Source organism: Desnuesiella massiliensis, assembly GCF_001403615.1.
GTDB lineage: Bacteria > Bacillota > Clostridia > Clostridiales > Clostridiaceae > Desnuesiella > Desnuesiella massiliensis.
The window spans coordinates 93,340-117,820 of sequence record NZ_LN879456.1; the positions used below are offsets into that span (position 1 = coordinate 93,340).

Genomic DNA, 24,481 nt, shown 5'->3' on the forward strand with positions numbered 1-24,481 from the left:
ATAAAAACTGCAGTATATCTGCAGCTTTTTTTATGATATAGGTTTAAATAATAAATCTTTCAGGTTCTTACCTTTATAAAGGCTAGAAAATATACTCTTTAAAACAAGCATCACAATTGGTCCTAATATTAACCCTGCAGCTCCAAGAAGCTTTAAGCCTACATACATGGACATAAGTGTAAAAAGTGGATGAATTCCTATGTGATGGCCAATGATTTTAGGTTCTATAATCTGCCTTACAATCAATATGACTATGTAAAGTATGAAAAGAGCTATACCCATCTTAGGATTGTTTGTTATGGTTTCATATATAGCCCAAGGAATGAGCACAGTTCCAGTACCTAGTACAGGCAGTATATCAATAATGCATACAATGGCTGCCAGGACGAGAGCATACTTTATGCCTATAAAAGAAAAACCTATAAGTAGCTCTGTGAAGGTTATGGACATTATTATGAGGTAAGCCCTTAATAGCTTAAACACAGAAGAAAACACATCTCTTTTGATGTAAACTATTCTATCAACCCAATTTTCAGGCAGCTGCGATTTAAATATATTACATAAAGTTTCACGATCACTAGATAAAAAGTAAGTTGATAATATGGTAATAAGTATAAAAACAAGTGCTGCTGGCAGCGAGAAAGCCGTATTAACAAGACCTTTACCAATGCCATTTAGAAAACCGCCCAAATAACTTAAGAGCGTAGCTAAAAGGTCGCCAAGGTGTTTAGTTAAATCTTCGGGAAGACCGATTATTAAATTACTACTGCTGCTGCTTAACTCTGCAATGTTTTTATATAAGTCATTGACAACGGAAGGCAGTATTAATAACACACCTTTTATCTCTATAATCAATCTAGATATTAATAGAGATACTACAAAGCCAAGGGCCAATAAAACCACAATAAGGCTTATGGCTGAGGCAAGTCTTCTCGGCAGGTTGAGCTTATTTATCATCAGCCTTACTGCCGGTTCCATAAGGAATGACAAAATAAGCGCTATAATAAATGGAGTCAAATAATAAAGTGACTTATATATAGCGAAAAGTATCACTGCTATACCAAGTAAACTAAAGAGAAATTTTTTGATTTTTTGTTTGTCTATAACATATTCCTTATTCATGAGACACTCCTTTAAATTTACAGATGAGAAAATATAACAAGTATAATTATATATTGACATATTTATTATTAAAACGCTAGAGTTATTACCTTAAAATATCCTTAAAAATTTATTAATATTTAAGTATAGGAAAGAGGTGACTTGAAATTAGAATTAGAATTGAAATTTAATGAGCATCCCGTAAAGATATAGATGCTCATTAAACCATTATAAAGCATTAAATTATATTTTATAATTAATGACCTTCAATCCAAAGCTTGTCTGCGACAGGAGCCCATCGCTTTGATGGCATTTCAGTTTTAGCGGTGAGTTCTTCTACAGACTCACTATCTACTTGCTGAGTAGGTAGGGCACCGGATTCTTTAACTATTCTCCTTAACATTTCAGGGTTATCAAACATAGGACAAGGTCTTAAATGATTTTTATTAAAAGGTTGATGCTTTTGATAGCTTAAGAAAATAGGCTGATTTAAACAATCTAATAATGAATTATTTATTGGAGTAATGTATAAAGGCACAAGGCTCTACGTCTCCATTAGAATTTATATGAATATAGTTCCTGCCACCAGCAATGCAACCTTGTACATATTCTCCATCATTCCAAAAGTCAAGAACAAATATAGGTTTGCTAGCTCTGGTATCTCTTATAAAGTGATACATTTTTTCCCTTTGTTCTGGGGCAGCTACTAATTCAGGAAGCGCATCCTTCCCAATAGGCATATAGGTAAAATACCATCCAAAGGTGCAACCTTTTTCTATCATTAAGTCAATATATTCATCGCTGCCAATAGCTTCTGTATTTTTACTGTGATAACAAGTGGAGAAGCCATAGATTAATTTCTCTTTCTTTAGAATGTCCATGGCCTGTATGATTTTTTTAAAAGTTCCTTGGCCTCTTCGCATATCCGTTTCTTCTTCAAAACCTTCCACACTTATAGCTAGAGCAAAGTTTCCTACTCTTTTTAATTCTTTTGCAAATTCTTCATCTACTAAGGTGGCATTTGTAAAGGCTAAGAACATACAATCACTATGTTTTTCTGCCAAATCTATAAGATCTTTTTTCCTCATTAGGGGTTCACCACCGGAATATATATACATATAAATACCGAGTTGTTTTCCTTCAGTAATTATCCTATCAAGCAATTCATTGTTCATGGAAGTAGTTTTATCATATTCAGCAGCCCAGCAACCTTTACATTTTAAGTTACAGGCTGAAGTTGGATCCATAAGGATAGCCCAAGGTATGTGCACCTTAGTCTTTTCTTCAGTGATCCTTCTTATTTGAGAAGAAATGAAGGTAGTTGATACCATGAAATTAGATAGAAATTTATTTCTTGTTTCTTTATTTATATCTGTTAAGAATCTCTCTATAATTTTATAACCATTAGATTCTTTGTCATTTATCATTTTTTCTATATTGTCAATAGCATCCTTATAATCATTGCCTATATCTAGTTTTTTACCTGTTTTAAAAGCTTTTTCTAAATTATTTATAGGATCTTTGTCCAAATAATTTAGAACCTTGTCTACTGCTATAGTGGCAATCTTACCTTTTACTGTTACTACTTTTGCTTTAATACTTTTTTCAGACATTTTACTCCCTCCTAATATTTAGACACTAATGTTTTTATAGACATATATGTCTAATTAAATATAAAAAAAATTAGTTTTTTAGACCGGTTATCATTGTCATTATAATGTTTAGGTATTCTTTTAAATCTATAGGGCTTTTCCTATCAAAATACATTAAGGCCCCTTCAATTAAGTTGAATAATATTATAGAGGTTAATTTACAGTTCACTGGTTTAATCTCTTTTTTATTAATTCCTTCTAGGAGTAGGTCTTCAAAAATATGTTTAAGGTCCTGCTCTTTTTTTTCAAATTGTGTGAATAGTTTATCTAGGCTATCTTTATTATTGTTATGTAGAAATTCTGATAGTGAAAAAATTAAATTTTTGTACTCCTTTTTTACAAGAAATATTTCTATAATATCTTTAATTCTTTCTATAGAATTAACCTGATTTTGGGCTACAATAATGTCTATGCTTGATTTTATATTTTCAGTACAATAGTCTAAGTAGAGAATAAAAATTTCATCCTTGTTCTTATAATATTTGTAAAGTGTGGTTCTGCCCATATGGCATTTATCTGCTATGTCCTTTAGAGTAGTATTGCTGTAACCTAAAGTATCAAACACTTCTATAGCATTGTCTAATATATTTTTTTTCATTTCATCTATTTCAACAATCTTAGGCATTATTTTCCTCCTAACATAAGTATTTGTTATTTATTATGGTAGTCTTTTTAGACATTGATGTCAATAAAAACTTGCGCTGCTATCAAAGAGTTTTCCAAAAGGGAACAGGAAGGGGAGAATTTTATAGGGTCTCCATACAGAAACCCTATAGATGATTCATAGATTATCCTACTTTATTTAAAAAATAGTCATGCATATTGGCTTTGAACAGGAGGAAAAAATATTATTTACCTTATCGATATATTCTTCCTTTGAAATAGTTGCTCTTCCATACTTATATAAGCTTTTAAAATTAACAGCACAGGTTATGAGGGAAGAAAAGTCTGCTATATCAAGAGCGATTTCCACATCGTAATCTGCTTCAGTGCTTATTGTAGACATACCATCTTTAAAGTCCACAGTGATGCTTCCATCATTGTCTTCAATGAAACTATCTCTTACCGTAATCTTCAACCTGCAGCTTTCATTATTAAAATTGTGATCCTTTAGTTTGTTTAAAAGAGCAGGTATGTTTATTACCCGATACATTATACCGGTGCCTTGAATGCTGCATTCATGGTATACTGGGGTAAACAGGTGGTCGGAATCATTCCTTGGATCTTCTAGTAAGAATCTAAAATCTTCATCCTGCACATTAAATACTACATATCGTATCTGATCACTTTGGCTATTTAAGAAGGTCATGATTTCTTTTAAGGCTTCTACATTTTCAAAGACTAAATCATTCACTATGATGTCATTTATCATAGTGCTCTTTTCACTGCCAGACTTGAATTCAAAGCTCATATAACCTTGAATTTGATCCTGTTTTTTAAAGGCAATAACTCTAGCCCTAGGATTTTTCAATAAAAGCATAAAATCTCTTTCATATTTTTCTATTAAGCCATTGGTTTTTTCATACATTCTTGTATAGCATTCTAAAAGCTTATTTATATCTGCTTCTTTTGCAAATATAATATTTGATTTTGAGTTTCCCTTTGGAAGGTTACAAGGCTTTACCTTATATTGATTCATACTGGTACCAAAGCCAAAGCCCATTTTTTTATAAAAATCAGGTCTAAAGGGATATAGGGCAACCATAGAGGCACCTTTATTTTTATAGTGGTTAATAAACTCAGTAACTATGGCTTTTGCTACCTTTTCTTTCTTATGCAAAATATCCACAGCTATAAGACCTACTCCACCCACTTTAATCTTAGCGGATAATAAATTCATTTTAAAATCATGAAATCTCATGCCCCCATAGAGATTTTCATTTTTAAATACCCCGTAGAATTTCACAATGGGACTTTCTGTCTGGGCTTTCATTGAGTTTTCAACAAAAGCTTTTTTTTCTTCTGAGGTTTGAATTTTAAAGCCTGGATAAGCGTTAGCTGCTATATCCGAAAAGTTTAGGAATTCTTGTCCTGATGATAGTTTTCTAATTGTATACATTTTTATAGCCCCCTCTTATATTATAAATTTGCCATGGATTTAAACTCATTAGATTTCTTTAAAGCTCTAAAAGCTTTTTCATATTCATTTTTCAAAGAATATGCCTCGCTTAAGGCTTCAAAGGCACTGCTTAATTCTTTGTAGGCATATTTTACAAAGCCTTTGTATTCCACTTCGCAGTAAGGCTCAATTTCCTTAATGGCCTCTTCTATGGACAGAATTGCTTCATCATATCGATTTAATTTATTTAAGATTAAACCTTTTAAAACCTTCCCGTTTAAAATATAAATACAGTCAATTAAGTAAACAATATTTTCTTTGTAGTCTATTTTATCTAAAGCTTCCATAGCCTCATCATATTTGCCTAATAGATACTTTGCTCTTGAAAGCTCTAAGTAATAGTAGAAGGCTCTTTCATTAGTATTGTCTTCATAAAATTTAAGATAATTTAAAGCCTCTAGAGGTTTATTTATCCTATTAGCATATATGGCATAGCTTTGATATATCCTGGCCAGAACATATTTGTTGTTAGTAAACTCAACATATTTTTTAGCTTTCTCAATATTTTCAACGAATTTATTTAAATCATCCTGAAGCAGGTAGGCTATGGCAATGTTTCTATAACATAGATCTGTTAGATAATAAATATTGTTTTCCCTTGATAGCGCAATAGCCTTCTCGCATATAGTGATGGTTTTATCAAAATCTCCTTGGGCTACAGTTATAAGAGGCTCCTTTACAAGAAGCTCTATTTCAAGAAAAACATCTTGGCTGCTTGATTTACTATACAGTTCCTTAGCTCTATCTAAAAGCTGTAATGCCTCTTTATAATTGTAACTGCTTATAGGTTTCCTAAGAAGTTTTATATAAGCTCTTGTGGCCTCTATATAAAGCATGTTTGAAATATAGATTTCACAACACTGATTAATATATCCTTCTCCTTCATCAAATTCCTTTAGTTCTATATGGCAAGCCCCTAATCTGCTTAAAATATCTGCATATACTTTGCCTTTGTCATTAAAATTATAAGAGCTTAAAAGGGTATTTAACTCTTTTTTTGCATCTTCATATTCTTTATCTTTAATTAATATATCAATTTTGTTTAATACTTTGATTATTTTATCTAAGGGTAAAATGTTTTCCACTTTGCTATTTTTATTCCCATTTTCAAATTCATCAAGAAAATAGGATAGAGGTTTGTTCAACTTTAGAGCTATATGCTGCAAATTTTTCATAGAAGGATTTGCAGTGCCATTTTCTATGTGACTAAGCATGCTTTTTGTCATTTCCGGTTCTGATAGCTCGCTTTGAGTCATCTTAAGTTCCTTCCTTAACTCCTTTATTTTTTCTCCTATGGATTTACTCATTTAACTCGCTCCTTTTTAAGGATAAATATGTTAACAATATTATAGTATAATATTATTCAACCTTCAATAACTATAAATGAAAAATATAAAAAATATTTATCAGTAAGATTCATGTTTATTGACAAAAGTTTAAAAATAATAAACTAAAGCGCATAGAAAATATTGACAAGTTTAATTATATTAAACTATAATGATATTACAATATATTTATATAGGTGGTGTAGAATTTATGAGTAATTTATTAAGAGAAAGTATAACAATCTGGGATAAGGGTTCTGAAAAATATTTTAAGGAAATGAATGACTTTTGCCAGGATTATAAAAGCTTTATCAGTGCTTCAAAAACTGAAAGAGAAGCGGTAGAAAATATAGTGGCTATAGCTGAAGCTAATGGATTTATTGATTTAGCTGAAGCCATTAAAACTAACAAGAAATTAGTTCCGGGGGATAAAATATATGCCACTCATAAGGATAAATGCGTAGTATTAATCACTCTAGGCGCAGAAGCTCTCGAACAGGGAATGAATATAATTGGATCCCACTTAGATACACCAAGAATAGATTTAAAGCAAAACCCTTTATACGAAGAAGAGGGATTTGCATATTTAGATACTCATTATTACGGTGGAATCAAAAATTATCAATGGGTGACCATACCACTAGCTATCCACGGGGTTATAGTTACTGAAGATGGAAAGAAGATTAACGTAACCATCGGGGAAGATGAACAGGACCCTGTTTTGTTTATCACGGATCTTTTACCACACCTATCAAAGGATCAATACGATAAAAAAATTAAGGAAGCCATAGAAGGAGAGAATTTAAATATCTTAGTGGGCAGCATTCCTGTAGAGGATAAGGAAGCTAAAAGTAGAATTAAATTAAACATCTTGAAGCTTTTAAATGATAAATACGGAATAACAGAGGAGGATTTTATATCCGCTGAGCTTGAAATAGTTCCTTCTGGAAAAGCAAGAGATGTAGGCTTTGATAGAAGCATGGTTGCAGCTTATGGACATGATGATAAGATATGTGCTTATACCTCTCTTCGCGCTCTAATAGAAGCGAAAGCTCCTAAGAAAACTGCTGTAGCTCTATTTGTAGATAAGGAAGAGGTTGGCAGCATAGGTTCTACTGGAATGAAGTCTAAATTTTTTATGAATACAATTTCAGAATTGATAAATTTAACTGAAGAATATTCTAGCTTAAAGGTTAACAGAGCCTTAGCCAATTCTAAAATGCTTTCAGCAGACGTAGTGGCCGCCTTCGATCCACTATACCCTGCAGTACATGAGAAGAAAAATACTTCTTATTTAGGTAAAGGTATAGTTATGGTTAAATATACTGGAAACGGCGGCAAGGGTGGTTGTAATGATGCTAACGCAGAATTTTTAGGACAGGTTCGAGAGGTATTTAATAAAAATAAAATTATTTGGCAAACCACTGAATTAGGCAAGGTGGATCAAGGCGGTGGCGGTACTATAGCCTATATACTTGCTGAGTATGGCATGGATGTGGTGGATTGCGGCATAGCACTACTAAGCATGCATGCTCCTTGGGAAATTGCCAGCAAAGCAGATATCTATGAAGGCTATAGAGCTTATAATTCGTTTTTTAGTCTGTAAAAATTTTAATAATAAAGGGCTGTCTAATTGGAATGGACAGCCCTTTGAATCTGGCAGATATTGTAGAATTCAGCATAGTAGAATCTAATAGAGTAAGTTAAGAGTAGCAAAATAAGATAAAATAAAAGGAAATCTGATACAAATGTAGAATATGTTACATTGAAAACTAATAATAGGGAGTGATTATTTTGAAGAGGTTAATTTCTTTCTTTTTATCCTTAGCTGTAGTTTTTACGAATTTTGCTTTTCTTACTAATTCTATTGAAGCTAAGGGTGAGACCGTTTTACCAAACATCAATTTAGAGGAATTTCAAGACGTTAGAGGAATGGACTTAAGTGGTGTTGACCTTAGGGATAAAGAAGAGTTGCTTTTTACTTTGACCTTCGACAATAAGACAAAATGGCCTTCCAAGGATAAACTTCCAAAGCAATTTAATCCCTACGAGTTATTAGAACAGGGAAAGGATCCCGGCTTAGGTATAAGGGAACTTCAAAAACTTGGTTATACTGGTGCTGGAGTTACTATTGCCTATGTGGATCAAAATCTTCTTTTAAAACACGATGCTTATGAAAATGTAAAGCTACATAATTATGTTGTAAAGGATTCTTCACCTACTATGCATGGGCCTGCTGTTCTTAGCCTCCTTTCAGGAAAAGATATAGGTATTGCACCTAATTCAGAGGTGTACTTTTTTGGAAATAGTGGAGGTAAAGATAATAATAAGTATGAAGCTATATCTTTTGAGAAAATAGTGGAGATCAACAAAACTCTTCCAGAAAATAAAAAAATAAGAGTTGTAGGTATGTCCCATGCAGCAGATGATTTCGTAAATAAGGAATATGCAGAACATTTAAGGAAAGCTCAAGAAGAGGCTAGAAAGTCTGGGATAATAGTAATAGATGTTACCTGCAACATGGCTACAGCTGGGGTAATGGGTTTTAAGGACAGAAATGACTACAGAAATTATGAATTAAGTAATTGGGAAAAGAAATGGAACGAGGCCCAATTAAAGGGTAGACTAATAGTACCTGCAGATTTTAGGACTACAGCTATGGGATATGATAATGATATTAGTCATTACGCATATTGGAGCGAGGGTGGTTTTAGCTGGGGAGTTCCATTTATAACTGGGGTTATAGCTATGGGGCTTCAAATAAATCCTAACCTTACAGAGAAGGAAGCTTTTGAATATCTACACAAAAGTGCCTATAATCATTTAGGTGGCGATTTTATAAATCCTAAGGGTTTCCTAGAAATGGTAAGAGCTAATTGTACTAACCCTAGAGATATTTCTAAGGATAAAGATTATAGATACTTTTTATATAATAAAGATAAAGTAAATGAGGAAGATCTTAGATATATAAAAGAATATATAGGCAATTTTAAGGATGGAGCAGACAGCATATTAAAAGATGTTTCTTCCTATAAAAATGCTACGGAAATTTATGCAATGCTAAAAGCAGAAGCTTCTGAAAGAGTAGGTAAGTTAAAAGGAGTACAGATTTTTGGTACTTCAGAGGATGTACCAGCTTTCAATGTTAAGTATAAAATAAAAATGAAAGACTCTATAGATGAAGGTGAAGATTTTAAAAGTGACTTTTTTTATTCTAATTTTCAAAGCGAAGAAAAATATTTAAATGAAAAATTTAACCTTTATGATGCATTTGAAAATAAGGAAAATGTAAATTTCATAGCTCAATGGCCTGTGGCAAGGTTACCTCTTAATAAGGGTGAATTTAAAGAGTATATGAAAAAAAAGGATAAGTATGCAAAAGAATTATCAAAAATGCCTTTTGGAAATTTTGTTAATTTTTCTAATCCTATTTTTCCCTTAAAGGAACATTCAGATGATATGGGATATTTTCTAAAGGAAAGAATAGATAAAGAATTTAATATATTAAGTTCTGAAGAATACAAATTATATGGCAATAAACAAGGACATTATCCAGTAAATACAGAGGTGCTAGGAGATTTTACTAGAGAAAACCTAATTAAGGAAAATAAAGAGGGTATAAAAGAATTTATAATAAATGCTCATGGACAGTGGGACAATATAGATCAATGCATATTCACAGATAGTCACAAGCAGTCAGAAAAAAGGATCTTCTTTTTAAATCGAAAAAATATAAATGAAACACTCTCTCATAATTATTATGACTTAGATTTATGGACTTGCCTTAATGCTTATAATTTAAGCAGTGAAAACCTTGTGAATACTGCTATGAAAGGTAAGTGTATAAGTGCCATAGCCGCATCTTCTATAATATCTAATAATGGAGTAAATAATAAAGCTTATATTGGTGATATGCAAAACAATAACTTTTATTACTTCTATTTAAATTATTTATATAATAGATCCGCAGGTAATACAAGAAGCTATAGCTTTTATAGAGCTCAAAAAGAATACGCAAAAGAAATATTAAAAAATACTGATATGCTTCAGAATGCAAACTATCAATTTAATATGCATAATGTGTTATCCTATCATTATTTAGGATTATTAGAAAACTGGGAGGTTAAAGGTAAGGAGGTTTTTTCACCAAATATTACGGAAGAGGAGCCTTTTTATGGGAATATTAAGTTAAGCGGATATTGTAATGAAGATGTAATTCAAATCAATTCTTTCAAGGCCCACAGGGAAAATGATAAAATAAAATTCACATTAAATTATACTAGCACTGAAGATATGGGGCTTAGTTTTTTCAATCCTCCAGAAGGGGATATAATAGGGAAAGTATTCAGTGATGGTATAAAAAAAGATAATAATATTCATGAGTTTTATTTAACCCTAGAGGAATTTGAAAAAATGCTTTCAGTACAATCTATATATATTAAGTTAGGTTTTGAAGCTGATTATGGATTCTTGGGCTTTAATCCAAAACAATTAACAAGTTTGTACTTAGCTCCATAAATACTATGGTAAAGTTATTGCAGGAAATTTTAGTATAATGTAGAAATAATAAAAAGAGTATTTTCAATATTCGGTAATTTAAATAAAAGGGGGGCTATAAAATGAAAAAAGCATTAAAGGAAAGAAAGGATGTGGATGTATCCTTAACCTGGGATTTGTCTGCAATATATAAGACTGAGGAGGACTACAATGCTGCTGTAAAATCAGTACAAGAGCAGGTAGAGGAAATCTATAAAATCTATAAAGGAAAATTAAACTCTCCAGATATAATCAATGAATGCTTAGACAAGTTAAAGAAAGTAATGGGCATTATGAATCTTTCAGCAACTTATGCTAACCTTTCTGTTTCAGTAGATCAGACTAATGTGGAAAATCAAGCTCGTTATATGAGGATGATGAATGTGCTATCTCAAGTAGAGAGCAAATTAAGCTTTATTAGAAGCGAAATCCTAGAATTAGAAGAAGATGTTATAGAAAAGACCATGAAAGCATCTAAGGAAAATTCTAATTACTTAAGAGAGATAAAAAGGTCTAAGAAGCATACTCTTCATCCTGAGGTAGAAAGAGTTCTTTCGGCTTTATCAGGCACATTAAATTCTTTCTATGGCATATACAATCAAGCAAAGTTAGCTGATATGGATTTTGGTAATTTTAATGTAGAAGGCAAGGAATATCCTCTTAGCTTTGTGCTTTTTGAAAACGAATGGGAATTTGAAAATGATACAGAGCTTAGAAGAGCAGCCTTTAAAGCCTTTTCATCGAAACTAAAGGAATATCAGCATACTGTAGCAGCCGCCTACCAGGCTCAAGTTCAAAAAGAAAAGACTCTATCAAAGCTAAGAGGCTTTGATTCTGTAATAGACAGCTTATTATTTCCTCAAAAGGTAGATAGAGAATTATATAATAGGCAGATAGATATAATCATGGAAAAATTAGCACCTCACATGAGAAAGTATGCAAAGCTCCTTCAGAAGATCCATAAATTAGATGAAATGACCTTTGCAGACTTAAAGCTAACGGTAGATCCAGAATATGAGCCTAGTATATCTGTAGAAGAATCAAAGAAGTATATTGAGGGAGCTCTATCGATTTTAGGTGAAGACTATTTACAAGTAGTTAAAAGAAGTTATGACGAAAGATGGATTGATTTTGTCCAAAATAAAGGTAAGTCCACAGGAGCCTTTTGTTCTAGCCCCTATGGAACCCATCCTTTCATATTAATATCTTGGACAGAAAGGATGAGAGAGGTATTTGTGTTAGCTCACGAACTGGGACATGCAGGCCATTTTTATTTAGCCCATGAAAATCAAAATATATTTGATACAAGACCATCTTTATACTTTATAGAATCACCTTCTACTATGAATGAAATGCTTATGGCTAATTATCTCATGAAAACCAATGATGATCTTAGATTCAGAAGATGGGTTTTATCTTCTATGATAAGCCGTACTTATTATCATAACTTTGTCACTCATCTATTAGAAGCAGCTTACCAGAGAGAAGTATACAGAATAATAGATGAGGGCGGAAGTGTGCAGGCTTCAAAGCTAAGCTCCATTAAAAAGGACGTGCTTCAAAAATTCTGGGGAGATACTGTGAATATAATTGATGGAGCAGAGCTCACTTGGATGAGACAGCCTCATTATTATATGGGACTTTATCCTTATACCTATAGCGCAGGACTTACTATAGCTACAGAGGTGAGCAAGAGAATATTAAAAGAAGGACAACCTGCCATAGAGGATTGGAGAGCTGTTTTAAAGGCAGGAGGAACTAAAACACCAGTGGAACTTGCTAAGATGGCGGGAGTAGACATAACTACAGAAAAGCCATTATTAGATACCATAGAGCACATAGGAAATATGATTGATGAAATAATCAAGCTTACAGAAGAGCTAGGAGAAATTTAAAGAAAGCCCTCTGCTATAAATTTATAGAGCAGAGGGTTTTGCTAGTGAAAGGACGATATGAATGAAAAATTTTATTACAATAGGCGAATTAGCGACACTAATAAATGTTAACAAAAAAGTTACAAATCAATAGGGGGAAGATGGTTGACAAATATTATAGATTTGGTAAATTTTAATTAGCACTCATTGATTGAGAGTGCTAACAATAAAATGATATTTCATTACTATTGCGAGAGGAGTATGCTTTTATGGAGAAAAAACAATTTAAAGCGGAATCAAAACGATTATTAGATTTAATGATTAATTCAATTTACACTCAAAAGGAGATTTTTTTAAGGGAGCTCATTTCAAATTCTAGTGATGCTATTGATAAAATTTATTATAAAGCCTTGACGGATGAAAACATCACTTTTAATAAAGATAATTACTATATCCAAATCACTATGGATAAAGACAATAGACTCTTAACTATATCTGATACAGGTATAGGTATGACCAAAGAAGAGTTAGAAGAAAACCTTGGAATTATAGCCAAGAGTGGTTCCTTAGCTTTTAAAAAGGAAAATGAATTAAAGGATGGCTTTGATATTATAGGTCAATTCGGAGTTGGATTTTATTCTGCCTTTATGGCGGCAGACTGCGTAACTGTTATAAGCAAGGCCTTAGGAAGTGAAGAGGGGTATAAGTGGGAGTCAGAAGGAGCAGAGGGATACACCCTAGAACCTTATAGCAAAACTACTGTAGGAACAGATATCATCCTTAAAATTAAAGAGAATACTGAGGATGAAAAATTTGATGAATTCTTAGAAGAGTATAGACTTAAGTCTATTATTAAAAAATACTCCGATTTCATCAGATACCCTATTAAAATGCTAGTTACTAAGTCAAAGGCTAAAGAAGGTTCTGAAAATGAATATGAGGAATATAAAGAATATGAAGTAGTTAATAGCATGGTTCCAATATGGAGAAAAAATAAAAATGAACTTAAGGAAGAGGACTATGAAAAATTCTATTCTGAGAAGCATTTTGGCTATAGTACTCCATTAAAATCTATACATGTTAGTGTAGATGGTGCTGTAAGATTTAACTCTATATTATACATACCATCAAAGCCAGCCTTTGATTTCTACACAAAGGAGTTTGAAAAGGGATTAGAGCTATATTCTAATGGAGTTCTTATAATGAGCAAGTGTGGTGACTTGTTGCCAGACTATTTTAGCTTTGTTCAAGGTTTAGTAGATTCTGAAGATTTATCTTTAAACATTTCAAGAGAAATGCTGCAACAAGACAAACAAGTAAAGCTTATTGCTAAAAAGATAAAAGAAAAAATAAAGAGCGAATTATTGCTATTAATTAAGAATCAAAGAGAAAAGTATGAAGAGTTTTATGAAAGCTTTGGAAGACAGCTTAAGTATGGCGTTTATAGCGATTTTGGAATGAACAAAGAAGATTTACAAGATTTATTGATGTTCTACTCTTCAAAGCAAAAGAAAATGATAACCCTAGATGAATATGTAAATGCTATGGATAAGGATCAAAAGTACATTTACTACGCATGCGGAGAGTCTAAAGAAAGAATAGATAAACTGCCACAAACAGAACTAGTAGCTGAAAAAGGCTTCGACATTTTATACTTTACTGATGATATTGATGAGTTCGCTATTCGTATACTTATGAATTATAAAGAGAAAGAATTTAAGTCTGTTTCCAGCGGAGATTTAGGTATTGAAGCTGAGGAACAAAATTCAGATTCAAAGGAAGAAAAGGAGCAGAATAAAGAACTCTTTGATTATATGAAAGAGGCTTTAGCCGGAAAGGTTAAGGATGTTAGAGCTTCAAAGAGATTAAAGAACCATCCAGTTTGCCTATCTAGTGATGGAGAGCTATCCATAGAAATGGAAAAAATATTAAAAACCATGCCAAACAATGCAGATGTTAAGGCAGATAAGGTTTTAGAGATCAATATTAACCATGAGATATTCAATACTCTAAAAGCTTCCTTTGAGCAGGATAAAGATAAGTTAAAAATGTTTGCTAACTTATTATACAATCAAGCTTTACTTATAGAAGGTTTGTCTATAGAAGATCCTGTGGACTTTACTAATAATATTTGCAAATTAATGAAATAAAAATATAAACCTTTAAAAATATAAGCCTTTTGGAGAAATCCGAGAGGCTTTTTATAGTGAGGTTAGTTAAATTGATCTTTGACACCTGTAAGTATATAATAATCCCACAAGTATATAATAATTTTAGTAATATATTTTCATAAGTAACTATTATAGAAAAGAACTGGATGAGAAAAAATGAGCTCTATAAGCATAGAGAGCTTATTTAATAGATTAGGATTGAGGAGGAAATATTATGAACAGCCAGTTTTCATATAAAGTTTCTCTTCCTTTAAACATGGAGGAAGGAAAGAGGTATCCTGTAATCTATGCTATGCATGGAATGGGAAGCAATGAGGAGAATATAATCAGTTTAATAGAAGAGCTTAAGAAGGATTTTATAATTATAGGAATAAGAGGTTCCCTTCATCAGGGAAATGGGTTTGCTTATTTTTCTATAAAAGGCTATGGAAATCCACATAGAGAGTCCTTTGATAAGGCGGTAAATAGCTTAGAGCAATTCATTAATGATGCTTCAAAGGAATATCCTATAGATGTGAATAATCAATACCTATTAGGCTTTAGCCAGGGTGCCATATTATCTATGACTTTAGCTCTTGTTATGGGAAATAAAATCAAGGGTATTGTGGCTTTAAGCGGATATATACCTAAATTTGTAAAAGAAGAATACCAGATCAAATCCGTTGAGGATATGTCAATATTTATTTCGCATGGAGAAGCAGACCTAGTTTTTCCATTGAATATCGGTAAAGAAAATCATGATTTTTTTAAGGAGCGAAGCGATAAAGTAAGTTTTGTTTCATATGCTGCTGGCCATGAAGTTTCATTAAAAAATAGAAATGACATGATTAAATGGATATATGCCAATCTATAATATATATTTAAATAAGGATACCATTGGTATCCTTAAATTATGTAAAACATAAATAAAAAAGTTATTCTTAGAGCATTAGATTTTGCCTTAAATTGGAATGGGTGGTACAATAGAATAGAAGGATTTTAAATTAATCAGGAGGCGGAATTATGGGGGATGGAAGTATAAAAATATTGTTTGAACCACCTAAGAGCTCACAAAAGATATCATCGTATATTATAAAATACAAGAAGCAATTTTTTATTACAGCCCTGACGGGAATACTTTTTAATTCTGCTATGGTGCTTGGACCTATTTTTCAAGGAAAATTATTAGATGCAGCGCTTACTTCAAAGGATATAAATACTATTGTAAGAGTTGGTATAGAATTTATTTTAATAACCTTAGGATTTCAAGTTGCCAGGTTTTTTAAACGCTATTTCGTTAGGGATATGGCTAATAGGATCAGCGGGGATATGAGAGTTGGGATAATACAATCCTTATTAGGTACAGATTTAAATACAATGGAAAAGCAAAAAGTTGGAGATATGATGTCTAGAACTATTGGAGATGTAGATATTGTGGTAGAGGCAATAAGAAAAACTATAACAGAGCTATGGGATACCTGGGTACTGATGCTTGCCTATTTCATCACTTTGATGATTTATGATGTGAAGATAACTTTAATTTCCTTCATTCCAATTCCTCTGGCTATAGTTTTAGCTCAGCTTATGAAGGGTTTAGTTCAATCAACATCAAAAACTGCTAGAAAAGCTAATTCTAAGACAACCTCTCAAATTAGAAAGATGATTTTGGAGGTTAACCTTTTAAGACTATATGGAAGAGAAGAGTCAGAACTTAAACGTTTGGAAGAAAAATTAAAAGTCCAGGCTAGAGAAACAGCTAAAGCTTCTGTATTAAAGAATGGACTTGGCCCTATTTATTCTTCTGTAGCTACCATAGGTATTCTTTTAGTAGTGGCTTTAGGAAGCAATAAGGTTATTGAAGACAGTTGGACCCTAGGAACTTTCACTGCATTTATAACCATATTTTCAGCTTTGGCAACTAGAACTACTACGGCAGCTAAGGTCTTTAATATTCAACAAGGAGCTAAGGCTTCTTGGGAACGGGTTAAGTACCTAATAGGAAACTCTAAGCTGCAGAATGAAAAGGACGTAGAGGGTTTAAAACCAGAGACAATAAAAATAGAAAAGCTTTCTTTTAAATATCCTACGGGGGATAAATATGCAATTAGGGATCTCTCTTTTGATGTAGAAGAAGGTATGATAGTCGGTGTCACAGGAGCGGTGGGTTCTGGTAAAAGTGCTTTAGGGCTTGTATTAACAGGTCTGTATGATTATAACGGAAGCATTTATTGGGGTAATAAAGAATTTCGTAACATTCCATATAATAAAAAGCTGTCTACCATAAGTTACATGGGACATAATCCCCTACTTTTTTCAGAAACTTTAGAAAACAATATTACCTGGGGGGACAGAGGTAAAGAAAGTTTAGAGAAGGTATTAGATATAGCTTCTTTAAAAGAAGATATAAAAAAATTTGAATATGGGGCAAAAACTCAGGTAGGAGAAAAGGGCATGAAGGTTTCAGGAGGGCAAAAGCAAAGAATTGCTTTAGCTAGAGCTTTGTACAAGGATGCAAAGGTTATTATATTAGATGACCCCTTTTCAGCGGTGGATATAGGTACAGAAGCCCATATTATAGAAGAACTGCGTAAAAACGTAGGAAATAAAATTTTATTCATTTTTTCTCATAGACTAGAGGCTTTTAAATACACTGATAAAGTCTTAGTATTAGACAAGGGTAGCATTGTGCAGCAAGGCACTCATGAAGAACTAGCTAGATCACAAGGTATATATAGCAAGATTATTGATTCTCAAGAATTTATGAGAGGTGAAAATTATGAGCAGTAATAGATTAGTATTTCAGGCTTTTAAAGAAACTTGTAAAAATAATATTCTTATTGTGATCACCTTAATTATTTCAGCTATTACAGGTATAGCTATGCAGCTCATACCACCTCAAATTTTGAGAAATATAATAGATGGGTATATTTCAAAAGGTATTACAGAGGGCCTATGGACTTTGGCATATTTCTATTTATTATCTGTAATAGTAAGTGGAGTAGCGGATTTTATCCGTGAGCTAACCATGTCCATAGTAGGGCAGAATACTCTTGCTAATATAAGATATAACATGGCTAAAAAATTATCAAAGCTTCCTATTTCCTATTTTTCAAATAATTCTGCAGGGGCTATAATGAGTTATTTTACTTCTGATGTAGATGTGGTGGGAACTCTCTTAACTTCTGGAGTAATAGGCATAATGGCTGATGGATTAAAAATGCTAGGTATTATAGTATCCATATATATGTTGAGTCCCATCTTAGTTTTATATGTATTAATATTAGTCCCAATAATATATGTAATAACAAGAAAATTTAAAAAAGCTACCTTAAAGGCACAAATAGAAGCAAGAAAAGCTGTGGGTAAAATAAATGGATACATTCAAGAATTATTTACAGGTATAAGAACAATAAAGATATTCAATAGAGAAAAGGACTTTGTAGACAGATTTCAGGAGCCACTGAATGAAAATATAAAGGCAGTAAATAAGACTAGTATCTTTGATTCCGTATTCCCATGCGTAATGCAGGTACTTAGAGCAATAATAATAGCCTTAGTGGTTATTATTTCTGCACCTGCTGGATTAGGAGCCATGGACATAACCATTGGTTCCCTTGCGGCTTGTGTGGAGCTTGTATCTAGGATGCTAGCACCTATTGAATCCATAGCTATGGAATTTCAAACTATACAAGAGGCTATATCAGGCTTAAAGAGGATACAGGAGTTTGATAGCTTACAAGAAGAACAAAGACATATACAAGAACATATAAACTATGAAGAAAAAGATACTTTAAATATAAGGGTAGATTCTCTTTCCTTTGCTTATGAAAATGGAACAGAAGTAGTAAAGGATATATCTTTTACTATTAAACCGGGCACAAAGGTCGCCCTTATTGGAAAAACTGGGGCTGGAAAGAGCACAATACTAAATCTAGTAGCTGGTCTTTATGAACCTAGTAAAGGCACCATAAAAGTAGGAGATTTTAATCCCTTTAAAATACCTGCTAATTTACGCCGTAGAATTATGGGCATAGTTCCTCAAAACTTTAATATATACGATGGTACTATTAGAGATGCTATAACCTTATATGATAAAACTATAACTGAAGAGCAAATTATAAGAGCATCAAAGACAGTAGGATTACATGATGAAATTATGATGCTTCCTAAGGGTTATGATACTATAATAGGTGAGGGAGAAGTACAGCTCTCCCACGGTCAATATCAATTATTAGCTTTGGCTTGTGCCATAGTATGTGATCCACCTATATTATTGCTTGATGAAGTAACTTCAGGATTAGATGCTGTCACAGAGCAAAAAATCTTTAAGGTATTAAGAGAGGTATCTAAAAACAGAACCCTATTAACCATAAGTCATAGAATATCTGGGATCATAGATGCGGATGAAGTTGTAATTTTACAAAGAGGAAGAATAATTGAAACTGGAACGCCCAAAGAATTAGAGGGTAAAGAGGGATGGTATGCTAAGTATAATCAGATTGAGAAGCTAGGGTGGAAAATCAGTTAGACCATAAATTAATAAAAGGAAGATACAGAAAGAAAAAACGAAAATAGAAACTTTTAAAATAAACCTTTGTGAATAATAAAAATCCTGTTAGTTATAATCTTATGACTAACAGGATTTTTATTTATCTAAATTTCATTTAAACGGCCTTAGCCTTTTGATTTACGATATTTTCTTCTTCTGTATCTTCATCTACTTCTGTAGCACTTACATCAGGAAGTATAACATTTAAAACCATTCCTACTATAGTAGCTAGGGCTACTCCAGCAATTTCTACATCTGCACCGTTAAATTTAAATTTAACTGCAGCACCACCTATGCCTATTACTATGATTACAGAAGAAAGAATCAAGTTCTTCTTCTTGCTAAAATCAATTTTATCTTCTACGAATATTCTAAAGCCTGAAGAAGCTATTATACCAAATAGTAGTATACTAACTCCACCCATTACTGGTAGAGGCATGTGTTCAATAATTGCAGCTACTGGTCCTATGAAGGATAGTACTATCGCTATAACTCCCGCTACACCTATTACCCATACACTATAAACTCTTGTGATAGCCATAACACCTATATTTTCACCGTAGGTTGTGTTAGGAGGGCCTCCTACTAAGCCTGCGAATATAGTGGCTACTCCATCTCCTAATATAGATCTATGAAGACCTGGTTCCACTGTAAAATCTCTTCCTACTACATTGTTAGTAACATATACGTGACCTATATGCTCTGCAAGAGTTACAAAGGCTACAGGAGCCATAAGCAGCATTGCACTTAAATTGAACTCTGGCATAAGAAATGGTGGAAGTCTAAATAACTTTGCTGATAATATAGCATCTATAGCAGATTGAGGAATAACTCCTAAAGCTAAAGCTGCCACATATCCTGTTACCATGGATATAAGTATAGGTATTACTCCAAAGAATCCTTTAAAGTACATACTACCTAATATTCCTATCCCTAAAGTTAACACGGAAACTGTTATCCAAGCCCATCTTGGAACATGCTGCATGGAAGCATCTACATAAGAAGTGTTAAGTCCTGCCCAGTTTATAGCAACTCCTGCTAGGCCTAAGCCTATAACTATAACTATAGAACCTACTACTACTGGTGGTAATGCTTTGTTTAGCCACTTTATACCAAAGAATTTAATTATAATTGCTACTATAACATAAACTAAACCAGCGGCTATAATACCAGAAAGCATTGAAGCTGCACCATAGTTCTTGGATGCTACCATCATGGGGGCGATAAATGCAAAGGATGAACCTATATATGCAGGTAGCTTTGCTTTTGTACAAATGATGTATAAAAGTGTACCTACGCCGCTGCAAAATAGTGCTATAGATGGACTCATACCTGTTATTATAGGTACAAGTATTGTGGCACCTACCATGGCAAATAAATGTTGAAAACTTAATGGAATGGTTTTGAGAAGAGGAAGTCTTTCTTCTACACCTATAGATCTTTTCATTAATAATCCTCCTTTATAGTCTCTCGGGACTAATTTAAAAGTATTTTTGTTTATATTTATAAGAATATAAAAAAGTCCATACCCGTGAGAGCATGGACGTATTAACGCAATTAAAAACACACTTTATATACGCCTTGATGACCTCACTGGATCATATTTAAAGGTTCTATATGAGATATTAAGTTTTAGTGCTTTATTTATCATATAAATGATATTACATATTTTAAAATATTGCAATAGTAAAATAAAAAAAACTAAAATAAATAATAAAAAAGCAATATACCCCAACGGGGTACTTGAATATATTATATGTATACTATATAATACCTAGGGTGGGTATATTTTTTAGGAGGGATGATTTTGGATAAGAAATTTTTAAAGAAAAAAGCATCGGTATTATTAGAAGAATGTGTAGCTTGCGGCTCCTGTGTCAAGGTCTGTCCTTTAAAGGCTATAACCATTGAAAAGGGCATTTTTGCTAAGGTAGATGAAGATAGGTGCGTAGGCTGTGGAAAGTGTGAAAAAATTTGTCCAGCTTCTGTAATTTCTATTAATGCAAGAGAGGAGGACATATAAATGTCAAGTAAGAAAAAGTATTGGTATGATTATATGTGGATTTTTTCTTTAGTTTATTTATTATTAGGACTTTTCAATATATTGTTTGCATGGCTTGGCATGATTTGTTTCCTAGTCCCTTTAATCATTTCTATTACAGGAGGGGGAAAGGCTTATTGCAACAAATATTGCGGAAGAGGCCAGCTATTAGATTTATTAGGGCACAAGCTCAAATTCTCTAGAAATAAGAGTATTCCTAAATTTATAAGGAGTAAGTGGTTTAGGTATGGCTTTTTAACCTTTTTCATGACTATGTTTTCTTTAATGATATTTAATACTTATATGGTCTTATCAGGAGCCAAGGGGTTAAAAAAAGTAATCACTTTATTATGGACATGGAAGCTTCCTTGGAATTGGGTTAATACCAGCATGGTATCTCCAGCTATAGCTCAATTTGCCTTTGGATTCTTTAGTATTATGGTTACTTCTACAATTTTAGGAATAATAACAATGTTATTATATAAACCCCGCTCTTGGTGTGTTTATTGCCCTATGGGAACTATGACTCAAGGCATATGCAAGTTGAAAAATATGTCTTAGTATTTATAAGTTTACTAAAAAATAATTGGATGGTAAAATGAATTATAAGTTATCATTCAAGGAGAAGAGCAATGAATAGAATTGACAAGTTGGAACAATATAAGCCTTTAGTAGATTTTTTAGCTCAAGTACTGGGGAATAATTGCGAAGTGGTGCTGCATGACTTAATGAGTCCGGACAAGTCTATTGTGAAAATAGCCAATGGGCATATAAGCGGTAGGGAAATGAATGGTCCCTTAACAGATTTAGCCTTAAAGGTGCTTCAGGAAAAAACTTATAAGAATAAGGATTATATTTGTAATTATAAAGGAACCTCTAAAGATGATAGAGTAATGCGTTCCTCAAGTTATTTTATAAAAGATGATGATAATGAAATAATTGGCATGCTTTGCATTAATATAGACATATCGGACATGATAAGAGCAAGAGACTTTATCGATGATTTTGTGAAAATACCGCCCTGTAAAGAGGAGAAAAAGGATAGCACACCAGAAGATGCTATAGCAGTATTTGAGAGTTTTGCAGAAAATATAGAGGATTTGATAAGCTCCTTAATACAAAAGGTATTATCTGAATATCCTATATCTCCAGAAAGAATGTCTCTAGAGGAAAAGCAGGAAGTGGTAAAAAAGTTAAATGATAAAGGAGTATTTTTATTAAAGGGTGGAGTAGGGGAAGTAGCTAAGAGCTTGAAAACTTCAGAAACCACGATTTATAGATATATAAGTAAGATTAAATAGAAAAAGCGACCAAAGTCGCTTTTTTATTTGGTAAGCATCATTTGCAATATTGACTCGTCTGTTTTATTCATGCCTTCCATACCTAATTTTCCAAGGTTTTGTATAGTAATTTCAACATCTTCGTGTATTATGCCATCTGTATTTGAGGGGCGCATTCCTTTTAGTGCTAATAAAGAACATTGAATAGCAGCATTTACAGCAGTAGCTATTTTTAGAGCGCAGGTAGTTTTTGCACCATCACAAATCATACCAGATACATTAGCGATCATGTTTTTTATTGCATATTCTATGTTTTTAAGCTCTCCTCCTAAAAGATAAGTCATAGCACAGCATGAACCAGTGGAGGCTGCAATGCCGGCGCCACATAAAGGAGAAAGCCTGCCCAAATAGGATTTTAAGTGAATTGTTACTAGATTGCTTATAACAAGAGCTCTAGCTAACTCTTCCTTTGATTTTCCTAAGGATTCTGAAAGAACTACAGAAGGTAGTGTTGTGGTTATGCCTTGATTTCCGCTGCCAGCCGTAGTCATTATAGGTAGTGGGCATCCAGACATTCTAGCATCTGAGGCAGCGGCAGTAGCAGCTACAATTTCGTTAGCTAAATCGTTAGACATTAAGGCAAAGGCTCCTGATTCCTTTAACATTTTACCAACCTTTAGGCCATAATCACCTTTTAAGCCTTCTTGTGATACATTTTTATTCATTTCTGCTGATTCTAATAAGAATTCAATATCTTTAAAGTCTATGGATAGAGCGAAGTCATAAATATCTTTTATGGTGAGCGTTATTTCTTCATTACCAGAATTAATGCAACACTCAGCTTCATATAGAATGTTGTCATTTTTTTCTATGTGCACTATATTGCTATGACCGCCTCTTACTATAACCTTTGAGTATTCATTATCAGCTCTGCAAATAGCTTCTATGTATAGCTTATCCTCAATTTCTTTCAAACAGGTTTTTATATTCTTGTTATTTACCATTTCCTTAGCTAAGGTTACCTGTTCAGCAGTGGCACCTTTTAACACTTCTAAGCCTTTATTAGAATCTCCAGCTATGGCGCCAAGAGCAGCGGCGATTTCTACACCGATCATATCCGTGCCAGGGATACCTACTCCTAATGAATTCTTTATGATATTTATACTTAAATATAACTCTATGAATTCAGGTTTCTTTTCCAATACTTCACTGGCTTTGCTCACAGCATAAGCTACTGCTATAGGATCAGTACAACCTAATGCTGGTACGATCTCTCTTTTAAGCAAGCATAATATTTTTTGCTTGTCCACAAAATTCATCCCCCATCTTAGTAGTTAGTTAATTATTAATTATAGCTACTATTTCAATTTCAACTCTTGCATCTTTAGGAAGTGCTGCCACTTGGAAAGCGCTCCTAGCAGGAGGATTACTTGGGAAGTAATTCTTATATACTTCATTCATGTTATCAAAATCTTTAATATCCTTTAAGTAAACTGTAGCCTTTACAGCGTTATCTAAAGAAGAACCAGCGGCTTCAAGAATAGCCTTGCAATTTTCTAAAGCTTGCTTTGTTTGCTCCTCTATGGTTTCAGGCATTTCACCCTTTATTGGATCTATAGGAAGTTGACCAGAAGTGTAAACAAAATCTCCAACTTTAATAGCTTGAGAGTATGGTCCTATGGCACCTGGTGCATTATTTGTTGATATAACTTCTTTTTTCATTTTAAATCCCCCTCATGTAATTGTTTACGAGTTTCTTATGGTAAAATTTTATCACAAGGAAAAAAAATTATCAATATGAAAATAATTTGCCTTGGTTAATTGAAGATATAATATATAATAGAATTTGAAGTT

19 protein-coding genes are annotated in these 24,481 nt (G+C 32.8%); 10 read left to right on the forward strand and 9 right to left on the reverse strand.

From position 1 onward, the window contains the following. Window positions 1–30: 30 nt before the first annotated feature. The 6 genes from ytvI to BN2665_RS11210 form a co-directional block, all read right to left on the reverse strand. Window positions 31–1,122 carry a sporulation integral membrane protein YtvI gene (gene ytvI / locus BN2665_RS11190; RefSeq protein WP_074042297.1) on the reverse strand — a complete coding sequence of 364 codons (1,092 nt, stop codon included), beginning with the start codon at window positions 1,120–1,122 and terminating at the stop codon, window positions 31–33. Window positions 1,123–1,357: 235 nt separating this feature from the next. Beyond that, a complete protein-coding gene (locus BN2665_RS27810; RefSeq protein ID WP_341452628.1) occupies window positions 1,358–1,639 on the reverse strand; it encodes an SPASM domain-containing protein in 282 nt (93 codons plus the stop codon). After that, the gene (locus tag BN2665_RS11195) at window positions 1,611–2,714 is read right to left on the reverse strand and encodes a radical SAM/SPASM domain-containing protein (protein WP_341452629.1); all 1,104 of its coding nucleotides are present in this window, start codon (window positions 2,712–2,714) and stop codon (window positions 1,611–1,613) included. Before BN2665_RS11195 ends, BN2665_RS27810 begins: the two co-directional genes overlap by 29 nt. 70 nt (window positions 2,715–2,784) lie before the next feature. Then, a complete protein-coding gene (locus tag BN2665_RS11200) occupies window positions 2,785–3,378 on the reverse strand; it encodes a TetR/AcrR family transcriptional regulator (protein ID WP_055667208.1) in 594 nt (197 codons plus the stop codon). Window positions 3,379–3,555: 177 nt separating this feature from the next. Continuing rightward, window positions 3,556–4,812: a GNAT family N-acetyltransferase gene (locus BN2665_RS11205; protein ID WP_055667209.1), complete on the reverse strand. Its 1,257-nt coding sequence runs from the start codon at window positions 4,810–4,812 to the stop codon at window positions 3,556–3,558. A 20-nt stretch (window positions 4,813–4,832) separates the two neighbouring features. Next, on the reverse strand, window positions 4,833–6,179 hold the full coding sequence (locus tag BN2665_RS11210) for a helix-turn-helix domain-containing protein (RefSeq protein WP_055667210.1): 1,347 nt from the start codon (window positions 6,177–6,179) through the stop codon (window positions 4,833–4,835). 229 nt (window positions 6,180–6,408) lie between these two features. On the opposite strand from BN2665_RS11210, the gene BN2665_RS11215 reads away from it, so the two are divergent. The 7 genes from BN2665_RS11215 to BN2665_RS11245 all read left to right on the forward strand — a co-directional run bounded on the left by BN2665_RS11215 (window position 6,409) and on the right by BN2665_RS11245 (window position 19,285). Then, window positions 6,409–7,803 carry an aminopeptidase gene (locus tag BN2665_RS11215; protein ID WP_055667211.1) on the forward strand — a complete coding sequence of 465 codons (1,395 nt, stop codon included), beginning with the start codon at window positions 6,409–6,411 and terminating at the stop codon, window positions 7,801–7,803. 188 nt (window positions 7,804–7,991) lie between these two features. Beyond that, on the forward strand, window positions 7,992–10,715 hold the full coding sequence (locus tag BN2665_RS11220; protein ID WP_055667212.1) for a S8/S53 family peptidase: 2,724 nt from the start codon (window positions 7,992–7,994) through the stop codon (window positions 10,713–10,715). Window positions 10,716–10,816: 101 nt separating this feature from the next. After that, window positions 10,817–12,628 carry an oligoendopeptidase F gene (gene pepF / locus BN2665_RS11225; protein ID WP_055667213.1) on the forward strand — a complete coding sequence of 604 codons (1,812 nt, stop codon included), beginning with the start codon at window positions 10,817–10,819 and terminating at the stop codon, window positions 12,626–12,628. Window positions 12,629–12,876: 248 nt separating this feature from the next. Then, window positions 12,877–14,757 (forward strand): molecular chaperone HtpG, encoded by a 1,881-nt coding sequence (htpG, locus tag BN2665_RS11230; RefSeq protein ID WP_055667214.1) that lies wholly within the window; start codon window positions 12,877–12,879, stop codon window positions 14,755–14,757. Between the two features lie 235 nt (window positions 14,758–14,992). Next, entirely contained in the window at window positions 14,993–15,631 is a 639-nt protein-coding gene (locus BN2665_RS11235) for an alpha/beta hydrolase (RefSeq protein WP_055667215.1), read from the forward strand. 149 nt (window positions 15,632–15,780) lie between these two features. Further along, window positions 15,781–17,544, forward strand: coding sequence for an ABC transporter ATP-binding protein (locus BN2665_RS11240; RefSeq protein ID WP_055667216.1), 1,764 nt, complete (start codon window positions 15,781–15,783; stop codon window positions 17,542–17,544). Next, a complete protein-coding gene (locus tag BN2665_RS11245) occupies window positions 17,534–19,285 on the forward strand; it encodes an ABC transporter ATP-binding protein (protein WP_055667217.1) in 1,752 nt (583 codons plus the stop codon). The genes BN2665_RS11240 and BN2665_RS11245 overlap by 11 nt, the downstream gene beginning before the upstream one ends. 136 nt (window positions 19,286–19,421) lie before the next feature. Here the strand turns inward: BN2665_RS11245 and uraA are convergent, their stop codons facing one another. Next, a complete protein-coding gene (gene uraA / locus BN2665_RS11250) occupies window positions 19,422–20,753 on the reverse strand; it encodes a uracil permease (protein ID WP_055667218.1) in 1,332 nt (443 codons plus the stop codon). 354 nt (window positions 20,754–21,107) lie between these two features. Between uraA and BN2665_RS11255 the strand changes: the two genes are divergently transcribed. The 3 genes from BN2665_RS11255 (at window position 21,108) to BN2665_RS11265 (ending at window position 22,648) form a co-directional block, all read left to right on the forward strand. Beyond that, the gene (locus BN2665_RS11255; RefSeq protein WP_154674929.1) at window positions 21,108–21,329 is read left to right on the forward strand and encodes a 4Fe-4S dicluster domain-containing protein; all 222 of its coding nucleotides are present in this window, start codon (window positions 21,108–21,110) and stop codon (window positions 21,327–21,329) included. Then, window positions 21,330–21,908: a 4Fe-4S binding protein gene (locus BN2665_RS11260; protein ID WP_055667220.1), complete on the forward strand. Its 579-nt coding sequence runs from the start codon at window positions 21,330–21,332 to the stop codon at window positions 21,906–21,908. It begins immediately after the preceding gene. Window positions 21,909–21,979: 71 nt separating this feature from the next. Next, the gene (locus BN2665_RS11265; RefSeq protein ID WP_055667221.1) at window positions 21,980–22,648 is read left to right on the forward strand and encodes a helix-turn-helix transcriptional regulator; all 669 of its coding nucleotides are present in this window, start codon (window positions 21,980–21,982) and stop codon (window positions 22,646–22,648) included. A 23-nt stretch (window positions 22,649–22,671) separates the two neighbouring features. Here the strand turns inward: BN2665_RS11265 and BN2665_RS11270 are convergent, their stop codons facing one another. Beyond that, complete coding sequence (locus BN2665_RS11270; protein ID WP_242865941.1) at window positions 22,672–23,937, reverse strand: L-cysteine desulfidase family protein; 1,266 nt, start codon at window positions 23,935–23,937, stop codon at window positions 22,672–22,674. 28 nt (window positions 23,938–23,965) lie between these two features. Next, on the reverse strand, window positions 23,966–24,349 hold the full coding sequence (locus BN2665_RS11275) for a RidA family protein (RefSeq protein WP_055667223.1): 384 nt from the start codon (window positions 24,347–24,349) through the stop codon (window positions 23,966–23,968). Window positions 24,350–24,481: the final 132 nt, after the last annotated feature.